The following is a 21,282-nucleotide window of genomic DNA, read 5'->3' on the forward strand; positions in this document are numbered from 1 at the left end:
GGAAGAGCCGCTCTCGTTCTATAGTATCATCTGGTAAAGCCGTCCTATCATCAGCAAGCTTTGAGGTGTGGTTAAAACTATCTCACTAATAACTGGCTCTTAGGATTGTCCTTTTCCTCTTCTTACAAGCGTTCTTCTTCAGCGCGTTCGTCTTCCACTTTTTTGGCATCGCGCATCAGGCGGTTGGCAAATATGAAGTCATTAAGCTCTTTGATGTCAGTCTCCATTATTTCTACACTATTGCCTTCCCATAGCTTTTTGCCTTTGTACAGGAACATGATCTTGTCCCCAATCTCAATTACGGAGTTCATATCGTGCGTAACGATGATGGTGGTAATGTTGTACTCCTCGGTAATTTCCTTAATTAGTTCGTCAATGGTGATGGCTGTCTGCGGATCGAGGCCGGAGTTTGGCTCATCGCAGAAGAGGTAAGTACAGTTAGGAGCAATAGCGCGCGCAATGCCAACCCGCTTCTTCATGCCGCCACTAATCTCAGATGGCATTTTATGGTTGGCATTTTCGAGGCCTACGCGGCTCAAGCAAAAGTTCACGCGGTCCATCCGTTCGCTTTTGCTCATGTTGGTAAGCATGCGCAGCGGGAATTCCACATTCTGTTCCACGTTCATAGAATCGAAGAGGGCCGATCCCTGAAACAGCATGCCGATCTTTCGCCGGATCTCCTGCCGAATGTCGAGCTTGTTATTAGTATAGTAAGTGCCATCGAAAGTTACGCTACCGATATCGGGCTTAATCAGTCCTACAATGCATTTTAAAAGCACACTTTTACCGGTTCCGCTCGCTCCAAGAAGCAAATTGGTTTTTCCTGTCTCAAAAATGCCGCTAACACCGTCAAGCACTTTCTTGCCACCAAACGATTTATGGATATTATGAATCTCAATCATAGTTTTTCAAATCAAAGTAATAACTGTGCCAGTACAAAGTCAGCCACCAGTACAGCAATTACACTGTTTGTAACAGCTTTGGTACTTGCCTCACCTACTTCCAGTGCGCCGCCATCTGTTTTGTACCCCTGAAACGAAGAAATGGAAGAAATCAGGAAGGCAAATACAACCGATTTAATTAGTGCGAAAAGGATGTTGTAAGGCACAAACTCGCCGCGTATACCCGAAATATATTCCTGTGGAGTAATTTCGCCAGACAATGCCCCTGCTACAAAGCCACCACCTATCGATAAGAACATGGCAATGATTACCAGCATGGGGAACACCAGAACAGAAGCCATGATCTTAGGTAGCACCAGGTAAGAGGCTGAGTTAATGCCCATTACCTCCAGGGCATCTACCTGCTCTGTTATTTTCATGGTGCCCAGGCCGCCTGCTATGTTGGAGCCAACCTTACCTGCCAGTACGATAGAGGTAATGGTAGGAGCCAGTTCCAGCAGGGTCATTTCCCGCACCATAAAGCCGATTGTGGAACGAGGTATGAGCGCATTCGTAAGATTATAAGAAATCTGAACGCAGGTTACCGCACCTATAAAAGTCGAAACAATGGCTACAATGACAATAGAATTTATTCCTATCAGAATGGCTTCGTCTATGGTTCTGTTAAAAATAATTCTGGCAGCCTCTCCTCGTGCGAAGAGGCTTTGTATAAATAAAAGATACTTTCCGAAATTTGTTAGCATATAGAGCTGTAACGCTGGGTGTAGTGGATGTTACGATAGTTCAACTTAAAAATCATGTAATAATAACTATATTACGTCTAAAATTGTAAAACACATAAAAACTCATTTCTAATTATGCAGCGATACATTCTGGTAACTGGAGGAACAAAAGGAATTGGTAGAGCCGTTATCGAACAGTTTGCCAAAGAAGGCTTCCATATCCTAACCTGTTCCCGAAACGAGAAAGACCTGCAAAAGTTGAAGCTAGAGATAGAACAAGCCTATACTTTTTCAAAGGTTTTTTACCAGGAGGCAGATTTAAGCGAAAAAGCTTCGTTAGATCGCTTTGTGGCTTATGTAAACGAGCTTGGTGTGAAGCTGGATGTACTGGTAAACAACAGCGGCCTATATGTTCCGGGTACCATTTTAGATGAGCCGGAAGAGGCACTGCCGCACATGATCAGCACCAATGTGTATAGCGCTTATTATATAACGAAAGCTTTTGCACCTGGCATGGTTCGTCGCAGGTCAGGTCATATTTTTAATATCTGCTCCACGGCCAGCATCGTGCCTTACATAAACGGCGGTTCTTATTGTATTTCCAAGTTTGCCCTGTATGGCATGACGCAGGTACTGCGCGAAGAAATGAAGGAGCATCGGGTAAAGGTGACAGCGGTAATTCCAGGTGCCACGTTCACTGCCAGCTGGGAGGGGGTAGACCTGCCACCGGAGCGCTTTATTAAGCCGGAAGATGTTGCCAGCGCTATTTACAACGCCTACACCTTATCAGAAAACAGTGTGGTAGAAGAAATCCTGATCAGGCCACAGCTGGGAGACCTCAATTAGAACCTGGTACTCAGCAGCCCTAAAAGGGTGATAAACCTGGCGCGGCAGTTACTCCGGCAAGAGCCAAAAACAGAAAGTGGGACAAGGACTTTAACCTTGCTCGGTGGTGTGTAGGCTTAACTCATTGAATCTTTTCTAAAACACTTCACTCCAAAGTTCAAGGTCTATAGCCTTCCGACGGTAAAACACCTCCGGAAGGCTATTTTCATTTAAATAATTCATGAATGAGCCAGCTGTGGCTGCGGTAAGTTTAAATGCAAATAACAATAGCACCCTTAGGTAGAGAGCAGTGGAGGTAAATGCCCTTACGCCATGCGCCTCTTTTTTGCCTCCGGAAGGCCTTTTTTATTTAAATAATTTTAAGATAATCTGATTGACATTTCGTGTCCTGTAGGATCAGGATGTTTTATAACTGGCGGTGCTTTTAACTTTGTTTCAATTGGTTGAGCCAACGATTGCTGCCCCTATTCTTCCTTCTTCCAAAGCACCATTATCTCTAGATTTTTTATAAGCTACGCTTTACTTAGAAAAACTTGGTTCGCTTTAAACGGAACCGACCGGTATTTTCAAAACCTTTTCTTTTAAATCGGGTACTAAAGGTGGGACTACTAACTGTTTATGACACTAAACCAGCAGCAGGCACTACAGATTGAACGAATCGGGATATTTTTCGATAAAGATCATTTTCCTCCTTTAGCGGGGCGGATCATGGCGTTATTGCTGATTGCAGAGCCTCCTTATTGCTCCTTCGAGCAAATTATAGAAAATCTCCAGGCTGGGAAAAGCTCGGTAAGTGCTTCCCTCAATATGCTGCTGCGCGAAGGTTTAATTGATTTCAGAACCTTTCCCGGAAATAAAAAACGCTATTTCTACATCAATGCCAGAACGTGGCTCGAAATGTTGCGCAAACGCGTGGAGCAGCTGGGGCCATTTCGCTCTATTTTACAGGAAGTAGCCCAATCGCGCTCAGCAAAACACCCGGAGTTTAACCACATGTTGCAGGAAATGAACCAATTTTATGGTGAAATCGAAGAAGCCCTGACGCACGTAATGAAGAGCTGGTCTGAAAGGATAAACCATGTAAGCCAGCAACCAGAAGCAGACTAAGTAGCATAAACAAGGATTGACTGACGCTGTTTAGGATACAAACGAGCCTGGTACCTCTAAATGTTATTACCTGATGCTACTAACGGTTTCCCAAACATTGCCTTTTACTTTGCCAGTACTATGAAAACATGCATACCGTTTTTTAGAAACAAGCAGAAGAGTCTGATACAGTCACTTTTTTGTGCTGCTAAAGTAGGTTCTCGCACAGCTGCTGGTGCACTGTTTGTGTTCCTTTGCTGTGCTTTCGCACAGGCGCAGGCACAACAACAGGCAACACCGACAGATACGCTGGAGCTTCGGCTGGACGATGCCGTGCAGAGTGCAGTCACCGGTAATCCGGATGTACTTATTGCCCAAATTGGTATGAGACGTGCCAACAGCCAGCTTAAAGCAGCCAATGGTAACCGCCTGCCAACAGTCGGCATAGATGGGCAATATGCCCGCAACCTGAAACGGCCTGTTTTCTTTCTTCCGGCCGATTCCAATTTCCCGGGTGGGGGTGGAGGAGGCCCCGAGGAAGGAACTGTTATTGAGGCTGGCTTTGACAACTCCTATCAGTTGGCAGCACAGGCAAGTGTACCTCTTTTTAACATGCAGGTAAGTGCCGGAGCCAAGGCAGCCGAAACAGCCATGGCTGTAAATGAGCGCGGGGTAGACATTACCCGCAACGACATCCGGATGCAGGTGCAAAAGGCTTATTACGATGCCTTGCTGGCTCAGGAGTCGCTTGTAGTACTTACCCAAAGCCTCGAAAACGCCCAGCAGAACTTCAGAAACACTCAGAATCAGTTCGCCCAGGAGTTGGTGCCACAGTATGATGTTATCCGGTCGGAAGTGCAGGTAGAGAACATCCGTCCCAACATTCTTCAGGCAGAAAATAACCTGGAAGCCGCCATCAGCAACCTAAAACTATTGGCCAACATACCCGACGAGCAACCCGTTACGCTGGTACAAACGCTACAGGAGTTTCTGGACAATATAAATCCCGAACTTATCTCGAGCTACGATGTGGCCCAAAACCCCAACTTGCTGCAGTTAGATGCCCAGCGGGTGCTCCAGCAGCAACAGATTAAGGTGCAGCAGGCCAGCTATTATCCATCTGTCTCCGCCTTCGGTAATTACGCGCTGCAAACCCAGGCTAACACCTTCGACTTCCGTAATTACTTTTGGGTAAACACCTCGGCGGTAGGCCTGCAGCTGAGTGTACCGATTTTTCAAGGCTTTATTCGGATGCGGCAGGTAGAGCAGGCTCGCCTCGACCTGGAGCAGGTTGAAATACAGCAGAAGTATCTGACCAAATCGCTTACCATACAATCTCGTAATGCCCTGAACCGTATTAAGCGGGCTAGGGCGGCGCTGGAGGCACAACAGGATAACATAGCCCAGGCACAGAAGGGTTTTGAAATAGCTCAGGTAAGCTACCGCAGTGGCGTTGGCACCTTAATAGAAGCCAACGATGCAGAGCTGGCGCTCACACAGTCACGGCTCAGTTACCTGGAGGTGGTATACGAGTACCTTAATGCTGTTGCCGATTTTGAGCAACTCACCGGAACCAAGTCCAAAGGCAGATGAAAAACATTTTCCAGGCAGGGCAGTTGAGCTCCGTTACTTATACCCGCTGTACCACCAGCACATCTCCTGTTAATCTTCACGAACAATTCTAACCTCAACCAGCTCTTGCCAGAGCCACGCTTAATAATTGCACGAAATGAAGCATGTAAAACTACCTATTTTCCCCTGGCTACTCTTGCTGCTACTGACCGCGTGTGGTGGCAGCGACCAACAAGCTACCCAGGAGGAGCCTGCTGCTGAGCAGGCCATTGCCATAGAAGCACAACCCATACAAATGCAAAAACTGCCACAGCAAATTGAATACACCGGTAACATAGAAGCTTGGGAGGCCGCGCTTGTTGCTGGCCAGAGTGGCGTGCGCATAGACCGGGTACACGTAGAGGAGGGGCAGCAGGTGCGTAAAGGGCAGGTACTGGTAACCATGAACTCCACCCAACTGAACCAGGCGCGCATCCAGCTCGACCTGGCACGGCGCCAGGTGCAGCGCCTCGATACGCTTTACCGCATCGGATCAGTTTCGGGCCAGCAGTTCGACCAGGCGCAGACGGAGTTTCAGAACGCAGAAGCCAGTTACAACAACCTGGCGCAAAACACCCGCCTTACCGCCAATTTCAACGGGGTAGTCATCAATAAGTATTTTACCGACGGGGAGTTGTTTGTACCGGGAGCTAACTCACCGGCTATACTCAACATTATGCAGATTGAACCGGTGAAGGTGATCATTAACGTGTCGGAGAGCTATTTTACCAGGGTGAATGACGGTATGCAGGCCACCGTGTTATCTGATGTATATCCTGGAGAAGAGTTTATAGGTAAAGTTTATCGTAAATCACCTACCATCGACAGGGCCAGCCGCACCTTTCAGGCAGAAATACGCATTGAGAACAAAGACCGGCGCTTGCGGCCTGGCATGTTTGCGCGCGTAGTGCTAAACCTGGGCGAAATGGAGGGCCTCTATGTGCCGGCTGCAGCCATTGTCCGGCAGCCTGGTACCTCCAACGAATTTGTATATGTAGTGGGAGAAGAGAAGAGGGCACGACGAGTACTGGTTAAGACCGGTAATCGCCACCGGGAACTCATTCGGGTAGAGTCAGGGCTGGAGCCTGGGCAGACTATCGTAACCGAAGGAATGGCCAAGCTCAACGAAGGCGCCCTGGTAAGAACTGTAAATGAGGCTGCTGCAGCTGAGCCAGAAAAATAAGCAGTATGAATATATTTAAAATTGCGATTTTTCGTCCGGTTGCCACCACCATGGTTTTTATGGCACTCATGGTGTTCGGCATCTACTCAACTATAAACCTGCCGGTAGATTTGTTTCCGGAGATAGATCCTCCAGTTATTACCGTCATCACGACGTACCAGGGAGCAGGTGCCTTGGAGGTAGAGCAAAACGTGACAAGGCAGTTGGAGGACCAGTTTAGTACGCTCAACGACCTGGAAGAAATCACCTCCACCTCTGTCGACAACATGGCCATTATTACCCTGGAGTTTGACTGGGGTTCCAACCTCGACGAAGCCTCCAATAACATCCGGGATGCCCTTAGCCGGGCGCAGGCTGTTTTACCTGAGGAGATCGACGATCCGATCATCTATCGGTTTAATGCCAGCAGCATTCCGGTTATTACGCTGGCAGCCACAGCCAACGAGAGTTATCCCAACCTCCGCCAAATCCTCGATAACCAGATTGTAACGCCACTTAACCGCATAGCAGGAGTAGGTGCGGTAAACATGGAGGGCGGACCGGTAAGGGAAGTGCAGATCAACCTCGACCCGCAACGCCTGCGGGCTTATGCAATAGATGTAGCTGAAGTTTCGCAGGCGCTTCGCAACGAGAACGTGATTGTGCCAGCCGGCGATATTACGGTGGGGAGGCAGCAGTACAATGTACGCATCGACACGGAGTTTAAAACGGTGCAGGAAATTGAGCAGATTGTGATCCGGAACACGCCACAGGGTGGGGTGGTGTATGTACGCGATGTAGCAGAGGTACGTGACGCCATTAACGAGGAAAACCGCATTTCTGTGGTGAACGGAGGCAAGGCCATCACCATTTCGGTGCAGAAGCAGAACCGTGCCAATACCGTAAATGTAGCGGAAGAAGTGCTGAAACGACTGCCGGAACTTACCCGCACCCTGCCTCCTGATGTGAAGGTCGTAACAGTGGTAGATACCTCCCGCTATATCGTGAATTCGGTGAACAACCTCTCCGAGGTACTGATTTACGCTGTAGTGTTCGTGGTGCTGGTGGTGTTTGTGTTTTTGAGAAGGTGGCGGGCTACTTTCATTGTAGGGCTCACCATTCCTTTCTCCTTAATTGCCGCCTTTATTTACCTGTCCGTAACCGGGAATACCCTTAACCTGATCTCGCTGTCTTCGCTTTCAATAGCCTTAGGCATGGTGGTAGACGATGCCATTGTAGTGCTCGAAAACATTACCACCTACACAGAGCGAGGTACCAAACCCCGCGAAGCAGCATTGTACGGAACAAACGAAGTGGGGGTAGCTGTTGTAGCTACCACACTTACGGTCGTGGCTGTTTTTCTGCCGCTTACCTTCCTCACTGGCATGACAGGCATCTGGTTCGGTCAATTAGGTGCGATTGTGGTGGTAACGATTGTAGTTTCTACGCTAGCTGCCCTTACGCTCATTCCGATGATGTCGGCGCAGCTGCTGAAGGAAAAGAAAAAGGATCAGGTTAAAAAGAACGGATTCCGCTACAAGCTCGACAGGAGTGTGGAACGCATGCTTACCAGCCTCGACAATGGCTATAAAAAGCTTTTGCGCTGGTCGCTTCTGCACAAGGTCTTGGTAGTGGTGCTGGCGGTGGTCATGTTCGTGGGGTCCCTGATGCTGATGCCGCTCATTGGAACAGAATTTATGCCGCAGGCAGATAACGCCCGCCTCATGATAACGCTCGACCTGCCGACGGGCCGAAGCTCCGAAAGTGCCCTCCCTACCATTAAGAAGGTAGAGAATATTTTTGCGCAGCACGTGCCGGAGCTGGAAATTATTTCGTCGGCTGTAGGGTCTAATGCCGTGGGTGGCGGTGGCTTTGGGGGCGGCAGTACAAGTCCCAACGTTATCGATATTACCGCCACGCTCACGCCTGTAAGTGAGCGCGAACGGAATATTTTTGAGATTGCAGAGGTAGTACGCGAAAAGCTGCAGGATCTGCCGGAGGCTGTTAAGTTCTCGGTAAGTACCCAGGGTGGACCAAGCGCCGGTGCACCGGTGGCCATTAACGTAATTGGCAACGATCTGGACCAGATCTCAGGTCTGGCAGAGCAACTGGTAGCGCGACTAAACAAAATAGAAGGTGTTCGGAACGCAGATGTTAACCGTGGAGAACCGCAGCCGGCTCTTCAGATCGACCTGGACCGCAACCGGCTGGCACCACTAGGTTTAAATTCCGGAACTGTTGGGCAAAGCATCCGGAGTTTATTGGCCGGGCAAACCGCCACTGAATATCGCGAACAGGGCGAGGAGTACGACGTGGTAGTGCGCTACGGAGCGCCTTTCCGCCAGAGCCTGGACGATGTGAACCGCATGGCTATAACTACCCCCGATGGTAACCTGGTAGAGGTAGGCGCGCTGGGAGAAGTGCGGGAAATCTATACACCACCCAATATAGAACGTATTGGCCGTGAACGTGCTATTGGCGTAACGGCAGACCTGGTGGGCACTCCTCTAAATGTGGTAAATGAGCAGATGACAGCTTTTATCCAAAACGAACTGAACGTGCCGCCTGGTGTGGAGATAGAGTTTGGAGGCGACATTGAAGAACAGCAAGAGGCCTTTGGAGACCTGTTTCTGCTGCTAGGCCTGAGTATTTTGCTGGTGTACATTGTAATGGCCGCTCAGTTTGAATCGCTTAAAGACCCTTTTATTATCATGTTCTCGCTGCCTTTTGCCTTTACCGGCGTTATGCTGGCACTCGTACTTACCAGCACGAAGCTGAGCGTAATTGCCTTTATCGGCGGCATTATTTTAGTCGGCATTGTAGTGAAAAACGCCATCGTGCTGGTCGATTACATTCAGTTGCTGCGTGGCCGGGGGCTTTCACTATTCGACTCGATTATAGAGTCGGGGGCCTCGAGGCTACGCCCTGTGCTCATGACAACACTCACGACCTTACTAGCCATGTTCCCGCTTGCCATCAGTACCGGTGAGGGTTCCGAAACGTGGAAACCGATGGCAGTGGCTGTAATAGGAGGATTAACGTTTTCTACCTTAGTTACCTTGGTGTTTGTGCCCGTCATGTATGCTATTTTCCACCGGAAACGCAAACATAGAGTAAGCCTGCTATCAGGTTAAGGCATTCGATATTCTAAAACTTTATTGAGTGAGATCTTCTTCTTAGGTTTAGATGTGAACGTGGAATGTGAGACCCAACAAAAAGCCTGGGAGATAATTGGTGACAGAAAGCTTAAAATGACTCTGGAAGGACATTTCTATTTAAATAATTCATGTGGCCAAACCGAGCCTGTTAATTCTAGGTTAGTGAAATACACAGCTCTTTTCTATTTTATTAATTATCTACTACCAAGCATCTAAAAAATGAAAGGAATAATGATTATCTTCAATCAGGCTTTATCGGAGGACATTGTGGAATTGTTGGATGAGCTGGAGGTGCGCGGTTTTACCAAGTTTAACGACCTGCAGGGGCGGGGCGCACAGCAGGGAGAGCCTCGTATGGGTACACATACCTGGCCGGCGCTAAACAATGCTATTTTATCTGTTACAGAAGAGGCAAAAGCAGCTGTTTTGGTATCGCGCCTCAACGAAATGAACCAGGCAGCGGAAGAGCAGGGGCTGAAAGCCTTTAGCTGGCAGGTTGAGGTGGTAGTACCCTGAGATAATGCCGATTAGCTGTCCCGTAAGCTCTTCAAAGCCTATACAACTGAAACCTTGTACCAAAGGAAGAATGAAAGCTCTATGCATTTTAAAACCCGCGTAAAGATTTGCTGCATCAGCAGTGTACAAGAAGCGCACTCTGCCATTGCGGTGGGGGCCTCTGCCCTGGGCCTGGTAGGCGAGATGCCCAGTGGCCCCGGCACCATCAGCGACCCGCTTATTCAGGAAATAGCCCTTGCCGTGCCGCCTCCCGTCGCCACCTTTCTGCTTACCAGCCGCACCACAGCAGAAGCTGTGGTGGCGCATCACCAGTTGGTGCAGACCAATACCATTCAGTTGGTAGATGCCATCGACCCAGATGTGTTTGCTGCCATTCGGGAGGCCTTGCCTGGCGTAAAACTGGTGCAAGTGGTGCACGTGCAGGATGAGCGCTCGGTAGAGGAGGCGCAGCAGGCAGCTACCTATGCCGATGCCATTCTCCTGGATTCCGGTAACCCTAAGTTAAAGGTAAAAGAGTTAGGTGGCACCGGCCGGATACACGATTGGGTACTGAGCCGCAGGATAAGGGAGAGCATCCGGAAGCCGCTTTTTCTGGCAGGTGGCCTTACGCCTGAAAATGTGCGGGAGGCGATTGAAGTGGTGCAACCGTTCGGTGTGGATGTTTGCAGTGGTGTACGCACAGCAGGTTTGCTGGACCAGTACAAGCTGGAGAAATTTATGAGAGCAGTGGAGAAAGGGTCATAGTGTTATAAGCCTGAAAACAGCTCCGGAAGGGTCTTTTCATTAGAATAATTTTAATTTCTGGTTTCTTCTCCTTTATATTCACGTAAAACTATTTTTATCTGTTCTCAAACCAATGAAAATAAACTTACATGAAGATAAAAGGAAAAGTAGCCGTTGTAACAGGCGTAAGCAATGGTATAGGTTTAGCAACAGTTAAAGCTTTATTAGAAGAAGGAGTAAAAGTGGCCGGCTGGGGCAGAACGGCTCCGGATCTTACGCACAGCAACTTCCATTTTTTCTCCTGCGATGTCCGGAAGCCGGAAGCGGTGCAGGAAGCCTACGATAAAACGCTGCACAAGTTAAAAGGGCCTGTCTCTATACTGGTAAATAATGCTGGCTTAGGTTTGCAGGCCAACCTCGACGAGCAGTCGCTGGAGGATTGGCATACCATGTTCGATACCAATGTGCACGGGCTTTTTTATTGTACCCGCCAGGTGCTGCCCGGCATGAAACAGCAGGAGGAGGGACACATCATTAACATTTCCTCTATAGCCGGAAAGAATCCGGTGCCGGGCATGGTAGGCTATGCCGCTACCAAGCATGCCGTTACCGGTATTTCACATTCCTTATTTATGGAGGTGCGCGATTTCGGAATAAAGGTTACCTGCCTCTACCCCGGCTCTACCAGCACCCGCTTCTTCTATAACATAGAGAACTCACCGGCCAGCCCTAACATGATGCGCCCCGAAGACATAGCTTCCACCATTGTGCATGTTTTGGCTTCTCACCCCAATTACCATCACGTAGACATAGAGGTGCGGCCGCTGATGCCAAAAGGCAAACAAAAGAAATAGCAACAGAGCTAACCGAATTTTGTAGTTTTGCTTTACTAAACCAAATTTGCAGTGCGACACAGGAGCAAAGGAGTTGACTCAAGCCTTACCCTTTGCACCTTGTGGCACTATTTTAAACGCAAAAAGGGTACTACTAAAGAAGCTTCATCTATTATAAAGCAGGAAAAATACATTGTCTGTTGAAGTAAAAAACTTAATAAAAACATTCGGGGCGCAGCGAGCCGTAGACGACATTTCGTTTACTGTGGGGCAGGGGCAGATTCTGGGTTTTCTGGGTCCAAACGGTGCCGGAAAATCCACTACCATGAAAATTGCTACCTGCTACCTTCCGCCCAGTGCTGGTACTGTGCTGGTAAATGGGCACGATGTGGCGCAAAACACCATGGCGGTACGGCAGCATGTAGGTTATTTGCCTGAGCACAACCCTCTCTACCTCGATATGTACGTGCACGAGTACCTGCGCTTTGTAGCCTCCATCTATGACCTGAAAGGCAGCAGAGCTAAAGCCCGTGTGCAGGAAATGGTAGAATTGTGCGGCCTGACGCTGGAGCAGGGCAAAAAAATTGGAGCCCTCTCAAAAGGCTACCGGCAGCGTGTGGGGCTGGCGCAGGCACTGGTGCACGACCCGCAGGTACTCATTCTCGACGAACCAACTACAGGGCTGGACCCAAATCAAATTGTGGAAATTCGTGCTCTTATTAAACAGGTAGGCCAGAATAAAACTGTTATTTTCTCCACGCACATTATGCAAGAGGTAACTGCTATCTGCGACCGGGTGGTTATTATTAACCGAGGCAAACTTGTGGCTGACAGCGATGTGGCAACCCTGCAGGCAGGCAGCCGAAACGAAAAAATAACGCTGGTAGAGTTTGAGCAACCTGTTGCCACCGATTTGCTACAAAAAATACAAGGGGTGCTGCAGGTAAGTCTAGCCTCGCAACCAAATACCTATCGGGTTACCTCCCGCAAAGAGGCAGACATCCGTCCGGCGGTGTTTAAAATCGCTTCTGAGCAAAACTGGCCTTTGGTAGGCTTACGCCAGGAAGAAAACTCCCTAGAAAATATTTTCCAACAACTGACAAGAAGCTAATATTTAGCTTCTATTTGTTACTTTCTCTGTTTTCAAATTTTACAGAAATCTTTCAAGAGAAAAGAAGTTTCAAATACAGGCAAATCATTGCTTTCAGCTAAACAAATTGTTTACTATCAAATATCTAGCATCTTCAATCTTAAAAATGCTCGCAATACTAAAAAAAGAGTTTAATGGCTTTCTGAATTCGCTTATCGCCTACATCGTTATAGGGGTGTTTTTAGTCGCAATTGGCATGTTTATGTGGGTTTTCCCGGAGACAAATGTGCTGGATTATGGATTTGCCGATATGCAGACGCTTTTTAACATGGCGCCCTGGCTGTTCCTGTTTCTGATTCCGGCTATAACTATGCGCACCTTTGCCGAAGAAAAGCGGGAAGGTACAATCGAACTGCTGCTGACTAAGCCAATAACCGACCTGCAGCTGATACTTGGCAAATACACGGCAGCCCTCTTGTTGGCGCTCTTTGCGCTGGTGCCAACCCTGCTGTATTATTATTCGGTCTACGCACTCGGTAACCCAGCAGGTAACATCGATTCGGCAGCAGTGGTAGGGTCTTACCTGGGGCTGGTTTTTCTGGCGGGGGTATTCTGCGCTATAGGTGTGTTTGCCTCTTCTGTGTCAGATAACCAGATCATCTCTTTCGTAATAGCCGTTTTCCTTTGTTATATCTTTTACATGGGCTTCGACCTAATAGCTACTCTGCCTATGTGGGGGAACTATAGCTACCAGGTAAGTCAGCTGGGTATAGCTTATCATTACAGCAGCATCAGCAAAGGCCTGATAGATTCACGGGATGTGCTCTATTTTATTAGTGTCATAGCATTTATGGTCTTATCTACTAAACTCGTCCTGAAGAGCAGAAAATGGTAACAGAGCAGCCGCAAGTACCACAAAACAAGCGCAGGCGCGACATTATTAACTTCCTGCTGTTGGTAGGAGGAATTGTTCTACTGAATGTACTGGCAGCCAGCTATTTTTTTAGGATCGATCTTACTGAAGACAAACGCTATACGATCGCACCTGTTACCAAACAGATGCTGTCCAACCTGGACGATGATGTGGTGGTAGAAGTGTATCTGGAAGGAGATTTTCCGGCTGGTTTTAAACGCCTGCAGCAGTCGGTGCGGGAAACCCTGAATGAATTTAAAGTGTATGCCGGAGCCAATATTCGGACGGTGTATATAGACCCGACTGCCATTCCGAACGATACTGCCAGGGCTCATTATTTTACGCAATTGGCTGAGAAAGGCATTATGCCTACTAATCTTCGGGCTAGCGAGGAAGGGAAGCAGGTAGAGCGACTGGTTTTTCCGGGGGCAGTTGTGAAATATAAAGGAAAAGAGGCAACAGTTAATTTACTGAAGGGCAATCTGGCTGCCTCTGCGGAGCAACGCCTGAACCAGTCGGTGGAGGGAGTGGAATACGAGTTGGCGACTGCTATCCGAAAAGTAGCGTTTCCGGCACGCAGAACCATTGGCTATATTATGGGGCAGGGGCAGCTGGAAATGCAGCAGGTGGCCGATCTGGTAGGCTCCTTGGGCGAGTATTACCGCGTGGCCAGAGGGGAACTGTCGCAGATCCCGGACCTGCAGGGACTGGACCTGATTATAGTGGCCAAACCAACCAAGCCTTTCTCAGAACTAGATAAATACAAGATCGACCAGTTTATAATGAATGGGGGCAAAGCAGTTTTTTTCGTAGACGCGCTAAATGCCAGCCTCGACAGTGTAGGAGCAGGCGGTATGTTTGCCATGCCCTATAACCTGAACCTGGACGATCTGCTTTTCCGCTATGGTGTGCGCCTGAATCCTGAAATGATTATGGACCTGAACTCGGGTTTTATACCTATGGTAACCGGTTACCTCGGCGACAAACCACAAACTGAGATGATAAACTGGCGATTTTACCCGCTGCTTAACAATTTTAGTCAGCACCCGATTACCCGGAACTTAGATGCCGTTTACACAAAATTTGTCGGTACCATTGATACTGTTCGTGCGGATGGTATTCGGAAGACCCCATTAATTTTTACTTCTACCTACTCCAGGGTGCTACAGCCGCCGGTGCCGCTTACGTTCGAAGAAGCGCGTATGGAGGTGAGACCAGAGCAGTATACGGCCGGTCCACAGCCGGTCGGCTACTTGCTGGAAGGCAAGTTTACTTCGCTTTTCCGGAACAGGCGTGCACCACAGGGAGCGGCCACAACGGCTGTTAAAGAGAAGGGACTAGCAACCACAGTAGCTGTTTTCTCTGATGGCGACCTGGTAAGAAACGATGTAAACCCGCGTACCGGGCAGCCATACGAATTAGGTTTTGACCGATACAACAATGTTAAATTTGCTAATAAGGATCTTGCACTGAACACCATTCATTACATGCTCGATTCAGAAGGTCTTATAAACGTGCGCGCTAAAGAAATAAAGCTAAGGCCGCTGGATAAGGTGAAAGTAAAAGAAGAACGCACCCGCTGGCAACTACTCAACCTGGTGGTGCCTATTGTGCTATTGGCCATTTTCGGCATGTTGCGCCTTTACCTGCGCAAACGCAAATACGAGTTTAAAAAATAAGTACTTCAGCTTAAAGGAGAAGCATGGAGTGCGGTTTTAGACCTTTCATACAAAAGAAAGCTAATATCTGTTAGTAAAAGTGGGGCTCAGGGCACCTGTCCTTAGGCGCTACAACTAAAATAAGCTGGGTTTTACCTGCAAAAAAGTAATAATTCGCAAAAAAGGCCCTGCCTTACCCGTAGGACAAATGCGAATTATTTATAACTTTGTCCAAATAACATTATAGGCACGCGTAATGAAATTTATTGTAACTTCATCTGCTCTTCTGAAGCAGTTATCCAGCATCAACGGGGTTGTAACGAACAATCCGGTTGTTCCAATCCTGGAGAATTTCCTCTTCGAGATTAACGACAGCACTCTCACCATCACAGCAAGCGATCTGGAGACATCTATGATCACTGAACTGCAGGTGGAGGCGAGAGAGAGCGGACGTATTGCCGCCCCCGCTAAAATTTTGTTGGAAACACTGAAAAACCTTCCGGACCAGCCGGTAACATTTACTATAGATGAAGAGACCTATACGATAGAAATTAGCTCCGCCAACGGCCGTTATAAGCTTTCCGGCGAGAATGCAACAGATTTCCCTCGGGTACCTGTGGTAAAAGGTGGCAATGCTATTGAAATTCCTTCTAATGTGCTCGCGCGTGCCATCAACAAAACCATATTTGCGGTTAGCAACGATGAGCTTCGTCCAGCTATGACTGGTATTTTTGTGCAGCTGCGCTCCGATAACGTTACGTTTGTAGCTACAGACGGACATCGCCTGCTACGCTACCGCCGCCACGATATTTCTACAAGCCAGGAGGCATCCCTAATCATTCCTCGTAAAGCGTTTACTTTACTTAAGTCTACGCTGCCTTCTGAGGCGACAACAGTGCGAGTGGAGTTCAATAACTCGAATGCTTTCTTTAGCTTCGATAACATTCGTATGATTTGCCGCCTCATAGATGAGCGCTACCCTGATTACGAAAATGTAATACCGGTGCAGAATCCAAATAAGCTGGTAATCGACCGTGCCGATTTATTGAGCTCTGTTCGCCGTATTTCTATTTACTCCAACAAAACAACGCACCAGATCCGCCTGAAATTAACCGGAAGCGACCTGCAGGTTTCTGCTGAAGACCTTGATTTCTCTAACGAGGCAAACGAGCGCCTGTCGTGCCAGTATGAAGGTGAGGATATGGAAATTGGTTTCAATGCTAAGTTCCTGCTGGAGATGCTCAACAACATGGATTCTGATGAAATCTCCTTTGAGCTTTCTACGCCTAACAGAGCAGGTTTACTTATGCCGCTCGCCAATGAGGAGAACGAAAATGTATTGATGCTGGTAATGCCTGTTATGCTGAATAATTACGTATAGTAGATTTGAAATTCCCATAGACACAGAAAAGGCCGGTTTATCCGGCCTTTTCTGTGTCTAATGATTAGTTAAACTTTTATTATTTAGATAGATGTAATATCAAGTCTGCTTCACTAGCTCTCCTCACCAGAAGTACATAGGTAAATAATTCCCTCAATAAGGAACTCAACAAATCTTATAATTGATTTTTAGTTACTACTTCGCCTAAGTAGTCGGCAGACGTTCGAAAAAAAGATTAGTCTGGACCTGTTTTTGCATTTCTTCAAAAAAGTTATTTTAGTCCTTATGCAGTCTTCTTTAAAATTGTATTTTTTTCGTGCTGCGCCTGCTCTTTACGCATGTTCATTTAAGAAGAAGTATGCAGTACAAAACCTCCATGTACTGCGGCTGGTTACTTGGATTATATTTGGACTTACATCTTTGCTTTTGGTGAGCTCCCTCTTTGTTCATTATGAAGCCATTCTGAAAAACAGGGATGCTTTCTTTTATAATACACTTTTCCTTTGTGTGGTTTCTGCACTAATGCTTCCTGCAGTTGCCTTGCTACGAAGAAAAGCCAGGAAAAATTTTAGGTTCTCCCAATTTTGCTGCCTGTTGTATGCCGTACTATTTATTTCATCATGCATGTCGGTGTCGTTTATAGCGCAGCACAACCCAAAAAATAACATGACCATGTATTTATTGGGAGTAATTGGTGCTTCGGTTTTTTTTGTTTTTTCGCTGAAAGAGGTGCTGGTGCTTATGGTGCTGGTGAGCATGACGTTTACGGTAGGTCTTTCTTTGTGCTCACTCTCGTTGGAGCAGGAGGTGCTTAACAGTTTCGGGTCTATGTTTATTTTAACCTGTTTTTTCTTTATTTCCAGAATCATTTACTCTTACCGGCTAAACCATCATGTGCAGGTAAAGCTAATAAAAGCCCAACGCCGGCAAATTCAGAAAAACAGCCTCGCAAAATCAGAGATTCTTCGCATTGTCGCCCACGATATGCGTGCGCCATTTGCCAACATTGAAATGCTGGTGACGCTGCTTCGGAAACGGAAAAACATGCAGCCTGAACAGCAGGAACAATACTATGAGATGATCTTAAAGAGCTGCCATAAGTCTAAAGGATTGATAAACGACTTGCTGGAACTGGCGAACCTGGAGCAGAACAAAGAATTGCCGCTGGAGCCAATCGACCTTAATTTATTTATGTTTGAGGTGCAGGAAGAGTGGCAGCATAAGCTTGGCGAAAACAAACGCCTTGTTTTTAATTTCCCTGAGAAGCCAGTTTTTGTGGGGCTTCACAAGCAGAAATTTCAACGAGTCCTGGAGAACCTGCTTTCTAATGCTGTTAAGTTTACTCCTGAAAATGGTATTATTCAGGTAGCTATGCAGGAATCGGGGAACGGTGTAACCATCCAGATTGCGGATAACGGTATTGGTGTGCCACTGCACCTGCAACAGCACCTGTTTAAGCCTTTTTCGAAGGCAGGACGCAAGGGCTTAAAAGGAGAAACATCTGTTGGCCTTGGGCTTAATATAAGTCAGAAACTGGTGGAGCAGCATGGAGGAACCATTTCAGTAGAAAGCGAAGAGGAAAAGGGTACCACCTTTCACATAAAACTACCGCTAGCCTCAAAGAGTTAAGGAGCTTATTAAAAGGGGCCTTAACCAGTTTTGCTGCCTTTAGCCTCTGGAAGGGCATTCACATTAGAAGAATTTGATTGTAGGTTGTAAAATGGGTAATTGGTGGACCAAAGGTAGCTGGAAGTCCTCGCTATGTATGCAGCCCTTGCTAGGATTTTTTAAAAGTAGAAGACAAAGTAGCTGTCTAAGAACAAAGGCTAGCCTTTTACCTTCCACGATCAAAATCTCCCAAAAAGCCTCCGGAAGGCTGTTTCCATTAGAATAATTTGTTCTTGCTTAGCCTCGGCGGCCGTATATTTACTCATAAGGGCGCGCCAGCTCTTCTGCTAACAGATCAGGGCTTTACCTTGATGTAGATAGGGAAGTGGTCGCTGGTGCCGCCTTGATAGGTAGTGCCGGCATAGGTTCTGCGGGGGGTATTTTTGTACTTGCCGAACGTATGTTTAAGACTTACCGGATCATGAATGGTTGCTGAACCACGTACAAAGTGTAAACCTTCTCCTGCTATCCATGATTTAGATACCATGATCTGGTCGTGCATCTGAAATTTGCCTCTATAGAAGGAGCTTCCACGGTTTTGTACGTGGTACATGTAAAATGCATTAAACAGCTCCTGGTTATAATTCGGATCTGGCCTGCCAGTGGCTAGTAACGTCTGCTCCAGGATAGTTGAAGAAGGGTCTTCTGTAAAGTTACCCATCACAATGATCTTAGCATTTTTATCTATCTTCTGCTGCTCATTTATTTCCTGCCTTAGAGTGACGGCAGCGGCCCTTTTACGGCTTTCCCGCAGGCGCGTACTAGGTGTAGCTGCATCTGGCCAATGGGTCACATACACGGTAATTGGTTCACCCCGGAGCAGGCCCTTTACCTGTAAAATGCCTCTGGACTGGAAATTTGCCTCTGCAAAACCAACAGGCAATGAGGCATGAAACGTAGGGCTAAAGTGCTTTGGCTTGTAAAGCAGTGCCACGTCCAGCCCTGATTCGTCCTGCGAATCGTAATGAATAATTGCGTACTTTTTATCCTTTAAGGGAAAGGTACTTAGCAGGTCCTCCAGAACCCGCTTGTTTTCGATCTCTGATAAGCCAAGCAATTCTGGTCCGTCTTTATCGCCCATGTTGGCAATAGTGGTGGCAAGGCTTTTCAGTTTAGCTTTGTACCTGTCTTCCGTCCAACCTAAAGTACCCTCAGGCAAATACCTGTTGTCTTTATTTGCGGAGTCGCTTCTTATATCGTAAAGGTTTTCTAGGTTATAAAAAGCTAATGTAAGCAGTTCCTCTTTTTTAGAAGATGGTGATAACACTTTACAACCTGAGAAGGCGATCAGTATAAAAAGGGTAAAGAAGGTTTTAATTCCGTAGCGCATCGTGTAACTTTGTACAAAATAGGTAATCAAAGGATAGTACGAGAGATATATAGTATAAAGTTTAATAATACGAAAATGAAGAAATCAGAAATATACTTCAGCATTGCGCTAGACGATCAAAAGGTGCCGGAGGCCATTAGCTGGAGAGCTACCGATGCTGGTGAGAAAATACACTTTGCCAAGGCAATCAATATTTCCTTATGGGACAGAGATGAGGCTGGTACTATGAAGATTGACTTGTGGACGAAGGATATGCCGGTAGACGAAATGAAGTACTTTTGTATAGATAGTATTGGTGCGATGGCGCAAAGCATTATGACGGCTACAAACGACCAGGTTATGGCTAAAAAAATGCGTGACCTGTGCGAAGATCTAATGAAGCACGTGGAGCAGGAAAACAAAAACAACAACGGCTAGAGCCAACTCCTATTCCATAAAAGCAAAAGCCCCACCATATTTATGGTGGGGCTTTTGCTTTTATGGAATAATGTAATTAATCAATAGTCGAGATAGCTCCTTCTGAACCAGCACCGGAAGTTATAGCGACAGGAGCTTTGTCTTCCGCATTATTTCCAAGAGCAGCCATATACTGTAGGTCAAACTTGGTCAATGATTTTCTGGATCCAAAGTAGTTGTTGTACTGCACTGTGCTCAGAACGCGCTCTAATTCGCGGTCACGCTCAGAGCAGATAGCTTTATATTGTTTATCGAGCATTTCCTGATTGCCTGCAAACGCTTTTTCTGCAGCTACCATTTTGGCTGCCTTATCAAGGTTAATGGCTCTCACTTTGGCTGACTGGTAATTGTTCAGGCGCAGTTCCCGTATCATTTTGTCGGAAAGGTTATTTGCTCTTTGCTCCACCAGGTTATTGCCAGTTGCAGCCGCACCAAATACAATACCAAACACCAGGAAAGTTAATACAATTAGATTTTTCATAAGTTAGTAGGTTTTGTGGGTTGTATGTTCGCAGTAGGCCTTTTATGCCCTTCTGGTAAATATAACGCAGGCAGGAGCAAAATAATTCCGTGCAAATAAGTTTATCTGTGGCACGCCGTTTATAGCCTGTAGCTGGTGCATGAGCACAGCTTAAAGGCTATACGAACCAGCCTATCAACTGTAGAAAATCCGAAAGCGGCTATTTACCACTCGTTCTTCCACATCATAGATTCTACTGGCGTAATAGTACGTTTGTTGTACTTAGCGTTTGCTTTTTGGTTGTAATAATTGTCTATGCCTCCTTTTACCTCAAAGTAAATCAGCTGGCCAATGGGCATGCCGTAATAGATGCGAACAGGTTGCGTTACTGATATTTCCAGCGTCCAGGTGTTGCAGAAGCCCACATCGCCTTTCCCGGCTGTTGCATGTATATCGATCCCAAGTCTGCCTACGCTCGATTTTCCTTCCAGAAAGGGTACGTGTGCATGTGTTTCGGTATATTCTAGAGTTACACCTAAATAGAGAGTTTCTGGGCGCAGCACATAGCCTTCCTGCGGTATTTCAAACACATCTATCTCGTTGTGCAGGCGAGCGTCCAGTACTTCGTCTCGGTATGTGGCCAGGTAGCGACCTAAATGAACATCGTAGGAGTTGGTGCCGAGGCTGGCACGGTTAAAAGGCTCTACCAGGATGGTGCCTTTGGCCATTTCCTCTAAAATTTGCTGATCTGTCAGTATCATGTTTCT

Annotated in this window: 19 protein-coding genes; 14 read left to right on the forward strand and 5 right to left on the reverse strand. The window is 47.1% G+C overall.

Features of this window, described 5'->3' with window-relative positions; translation table 11 throughout:
• Window positions 1-122: 122 nt before the first annotated feature.
• The gene (locus ACMA1I_RS08710; protein ID WP_337067922.1) at window positions 123-902 is read right to left on the reverse strand and encodes an ABC transporter ATP-binding protein; all 780 of its coding nucleotides are present in this window, start codon (window positions 900-902) and stop codon (window positions 123-125) included.
• 11 nt (window positions 903-913) lie between these two features.
• Window positions 914-1,645, reverse strand: a complete 732-nt coding sequence (locus ACMA1I_RS08715) for an ABC transporter permease (RefSeq protein ID WP_337067923.1) — start codon at window positions 1,643-1,645, stop codon at window positions 914-916.
• Window positions 1,646-1,759: 114 nt separating this feature from the next.
• Between ACMA1I_RS08715 and ACMA1I_RS08720 the strand changes: the two genes are divergently transcribed.
• The 13 genes from ACMA1I_RS08720 (at window position 1,760) to ACMA1I_RS08780 (ending at window position 18,230) form a co-directional block, all read left to right on the forward strand.
• Entirely contained in the window at window positions 1,760-2,470 is a 711-nt protein-coding gene (locus ACMA1I_RS08720) for an SDR family oxidoreductase (RefSeq protein ID WP_337067924.1), read from the forward strand.
• 618 nt (window positions 2,471-3,088) lie between these two features.
• The gene (locus ACMA1I_RS08725; protein WP_337067925.1) at window positions 3,089-3,577 is read left to right on the forward strand and encodes a GbsR/MarR family transcriptional regulator; all 489 of its coding nucleotides are present in this window, start codon (window positions 3,089-3,091) and stop codon (window positions 3,575-3,577) included.
• A gap of 120 nt (window positions 3,578-3,697) precedes the next feature.
• Window positions 3,698-5,149 (forward strand): TolC family protein, encoded by a 1,452-nt coding sequence (locus tag ACMA1I_RS08730; protein WP_337067926.1) that lies wholly within the window; start codon window positions 3,698-3,700, stop codon window positions 5,147-5,149.
• 136 nt (window positions 5,150-5,285) lie between these two features.
• Window positions 5,286-6,350, forward strand: a complete 1,065-nt coding sequence (locus tag ACMA1I_RS08735; protein WP_337067927.1) for an efflux RND transporter periplasmic adaptor subunit — start codon at window positions 5,286-5,288, stop codon at window positions 6,348-6,350.
• A 5-nt stretch (window positions 6,351-6,355) separates the two neighbouring features.
• Entirely contained in the window at window positions 6,356-9,463 is a 3,108-nt protein-coding gene (locus ACMA1I_RS08740) for an efflux RND transporter permease subunit (RefSeq protein WP_337067928.1), read from the forward strand.
• Window positions 9,464-9,706: 243 nt separating this feature from the next.
• A complete protein-coding gene (locus ACMA1I_RS08745; RefSeq protein WP_337067929.1) occupies window positions 9,707-10,003 on the forward strand; it encodes a PG0541 family transporter-associated protein in 297 nt (98 codons plus the stop codon).
• Window positions 10,004-10,084: 81 nt separating this feature from the next.
• Window positions 10,085-10,747 carry a phosphoribosylanthranilate isomerase gene (locus ACMA1I_RS08750; RefSeq protein ID WP_337067930.1) on the forward strand — a complete coding sequence of 221 codons (663 nt, stop codon included), beginning with the start codon at window positions 10,085-10,087 and terminating at the stop codon, window positions 10,745-10,747.
• 128 nt (window positions 10,748-10,875) lie between these two features.
• Window positions 10,876-11,580, forward strand: coding sequence for an SDR family oxidoreductase (locus ACMA1I_RS08755; RefSeq protein WP_337067931.1), 705 nt, complete (start codon window positions 10,876-10,878; stop codon window positions 11,578-11,580).
• Window positions 11,581-11,752: 172 nt separating this feature from the next.
• Window positions 11,753-12,670 (forward strand): gliding motility-associated ABC transporter ATP-binding subunit GldA, encoded by a 918-nt coding sequence (gene gldA / locus ACMA1I_RS08760; RefSeq protein ID WP_337067932.1) that lies wholly within the window; start codon window positions 11,753-11,755, stop codon window positions 12,668-12,670.
• Between the two features lie 145 nt (window positions 12,671-12,815).
• The gene (gene gldF, locus ACMA1I_RS08765; protein ID WP_337067933.1) at window positions 12,816-13,544 is read left to right on the forward strand and encodes a gliding motility-associated ABC transporter permease subunit GldF; all 729 of its coding nucleotides are present in this window, start codon (window positions 12,816-12,818) and stop codon (window positions 13,542-13,544) included.
• Window positions 13,538-15,241 carry a gliding motility-associated ABC transporter substrate-binding protein GldG gene (gldG, locus tag ACMA1I_RS08770; RefSeq protein WP_337067934.1) on the forward strand — a complete coding sequence of 568 codons (1,704 nt, stop codon included), beginning with the start codon at window positions 13,538-13,540 and terminating at the stop codon, window positions 15,239-15,241. The genes gldF and gldG overlap by 7 nt, the downstream gene beginning before the upstream one ends.
• A 235-nt stretch (window positions 15,242-15,476) precedes the next feature.
• On the forward strand, window positions 15,477-16,601 hold the full coding sequence (gene dnaN, locus ACMA1I_RS08775; protein WP_337067935.1) for a DNA polymerase III subunit beta: 1,125 nt from the start codon (window positions 15,477-15,479) through the stop codon (window positions 16,599-16,601).
• Between the two features lie 666 nt (window positions 16,602-17,267).
• Window positions 17,268-18,230 carry a HAMP domain-containing sensor histidine kinase gene (locus ACMA1I_RS08780; RefSeq protein ID WP_337067936.1) on the forward strand — a complete coding sequence of 321 codons (963 nt, stop codon included), beginning with the start codon at window positions 17,268-17,270 and terminating at the stop codon, window positions 18,228-18,230.
• A gap of 334 nt (window positions 18,231-18,564) precedes the next feature.
• Here ACMA1I_RS08780 and ACMA1I_RS08785 read toward each other — a convergent pair whose 3' ends face one another.
• Complete coding sequence (locus tag ACMA1I_RS08785; RefSeq protein ID WP_337067937.1) at window positions 18,565-19,599, reverse strand: hypothetical protein; 1,035 nt, start codon at window positions 19,597-19,599, stop codon at window positions 18,565-18,567.
• Window positions 19,600-19,674: 75 nt separating this feature from the next.
• On the opposite strand from ACMA1I_RS08785, the gene gldC reads away from it, so the two are divergent.
• Entirely contained in the window at window positions 19,675-20,016 is a 342-nt protein-coding gene (gene gldC, locus ACMA1I_RS08790; protein WP_337067938.1) for a gliding motility protein GldC, read from the forward strand.
• 76 nt (window positions 20,017-20,092) lie between these two features.
• Here the strand turns inward: gldC and ACMA1I_RS08795 are convergent, their stop codons facing one another.
• Window positions 20,093-20,536 carry a hypothetical protein gene (locus ACMA1I_RS08795; RefSeq protein WP_337067939.1) on the reverse strand — a complete coding sequence of 148 codons (444 nt, stop codon included), beginning with the start codon at window positions 20,534-20,536 and terminating at the stop codon, window positions 20,093-20,095.
• A gap of 203 nt (window positions 20,537-20,739) precedes the next feature.
• Entirely contained in the window at window positions 20,740-21,276 is a 537-nt protein-coding gene (dcd, locus tag ACMA1I_RS08800) for a dCTP deaminase (RefSeq protein WP_337067940.1), read from the reverse strand.
• Window positions 21,277-21,282: the final 6 nt, after the last annotated feature.

Origin of the sequence: Pontibacter sp. 13R65, assembly GCF_047525655.1 — a bacterium.
GTDB lineage: Bacteria > Bacteroidota > Bacteroidia > Cytophagales > Hymenobacteraceae > Pontibacter.

Excerpts from the sequence above, each read along its gene's own strand:
- ACMA1I_RS08710 (WP_337067922.1), bottom strand. The coding sequence starts at position 902 with ATGATTGAGATTCATAATATCCATAAATCGTTTGGTGGCAAGAAAGTG.
- ACMA1I_RS08715 (WP_337067923.1), bottom strand. The coding sequence starts at position 1,645 with ATGCTAACAAATTTCGGAAAGTATCTTTTATTTATACAAAGCCTCTTC.
- ACMA1I_RS08720 (WP_337067924.1), top strand. The coding sequence starts at position 1,760 with ATGCAGCGATACATTCTGGTAACTGGAGGAACAAAAGGAATTGGTAGA.
- ACMA1I_RS08725 (WP_337067925.1), top strand. The coding sequence starts at position 3,089 with ATGACACTAAACCAGCAGCAGGCACTACAGATTGAACGAATCGGGATA.
- ACMA1I_RS08730 (WP_337067926.1), top strand. The coding sequence starts at position 3,698 with ATGAAAACATGCATACCGTTTTTTAGAAACAAGCAGAAGAGTCTGATA.
- ACMA1I_RS08735 (WP_337067927.1), top strand. The coding sequence starts at position 5,286 with ATGAAGCATGTAAAACTACCTATTTTCCCCTGGCTACTCTTGCTGCTA.
- ACMA1I_RS08740 (WP_337067928.1), top strand. The coding sequence starts at position 6,356 with ATGAATATATTTAAAATTGCGATTTTTCGTCCGGTTGCCACCACCATG.
- ACMA1I_RS08745 (WP_337067929.1), top strand. The coding sequence starts at position 9,707 with ATGAAAGGAATAATGATTATCTTCAATCAGGCTTTATCGGAGGACATT.
- ACMA1I_RS08750 (WP_337067930.1), top strand. The coding sequence starts at position 10,085 with ATGCATTTTAAAACCCGCGTAAAGATTTGCTGCATCAGCAGTGTACAA.
- ACMA1I_RS08755 (WP_337067931.1), top strand. The coding sequence starts at position 10,876 with ATGAAGATAAAAGGAAAAGTAGCCGTTGTAACAGGCGTAAGCAATGGT.
- gldF (WP_337067933.1), top strand. The coding sequence starts at position 12,816 with ATGCTCGCAATACTAAAAAAAGAGTTTAATGGCTTTCTGAATTCGCTT.
- gldG (WP_337067934.1), top strand. The coding sequence starts at position 13,538 with ATGGTAACAGAGCAGCCGCAAGTACCACAAAACAAGCGCAGGCGCGAC.
- dnaN (WP_337067935.1), top strand. The coding sequence starts at position 15,477 with ATGAAATTTATTGTAACTTCATCTGCTCTTCTGAAGCAGTTATCCAGC.
- ACMA1I_RS08780 (WP_337067936.1), top strand. The coding sequence starts at position 17,268 with ATGACCATGTATTTATTGGGAGTAATTGGTGCTTCGGTTTTTTTTGTT.
- ACMA1I_RS08785 (WP_337067937.1), bottom strand. The coding sequence starts at position 19,599 with ATGCGCTACGGAATTAAAACCTTCTTTACCCTTTTTATACTGATCGCC.
- gldC (WP_337067938.1), top strand. The coding sequence starts at position 19,675 with ATGAAGAAATCAGAAATATACTTCAGCATTGCGCTAGACGATCAAAAG.
- ACMA1I_RS08795 (WP_337067939.1), bottom strand. The coding sequence starts at position 20,536 with ATGAAAAATCTAATTGTATTAACTTTCCTGGTGTTTGGTATTGTATTT.
- dcd (WP_337067940.1), bottom strand. The coding sequence starts at position 21,276 with ATGATACTGACAGATCAGCAAATTTTAGAGGAAATGGCCAAAGGCACC.